The sequence below is a fragment of the Shewanella sp. 10N.286.52.E4 genome (assembly GCF_041468785.1).
Taxonomy (GTDB): Bacteria; Pseudomonadota; Gammaproteobacteria; order Enterobacterales; family Shewanellaceae; genus Shewanella; species Shewanella electrodiphila.
In genome coordinates this window covers 1-233 of the sequence record NZ_JBFRJJ010000107.1, presented here as the reverse complement: position 1 = coordinate 233, position 233 = coordinate 1, and the positions used below count along the sequence as shown (strand labels likewise).

The 233-nt window shown below is 47.2% G+C and carries 2 tRNA genes; both read left to right on the top strand.

Annotation, left to right across the window (positions count from 1 at the left end):
* Window positions 1-8 precede the first annotated feature (8 nt).
* A tRNA-Val gene (locus tag AB4153_RS21625) sits at window positions 9-84 on the top strand.
* A 37-nt stretch (window positions 85-121) separates the two neighbouring features.
* Window positions 122-197 (top strand) — tRNA-Val (locus AB4153_RS21620).
* The last annotated feature ends 36 nt before the right edge of the window (window positions 198-233 follow it).

The window sequence follows — 233 nt, the reverse complement described above, 5'->3', positions numbered from 1 at the left end:
AAATCCCAGGTCGATTAGCTCAGCTGGGAGAGCACCTCCCTTACAAGGAGGGGGTCACTGGTTCGAGCCCAGTATCGACCACCATTCTTTTCATAAAGAATTAAAACATTATGAAATCCCAGGTCGATTAGCTCAGCTGGGAGAGCACCTCCCTTACAAGGAGGGGGTCACTGGTTCGAGCCCAGTATCGACCACCATTCTTTTCGTAAAGAATTAAAACATTATGAAATCCC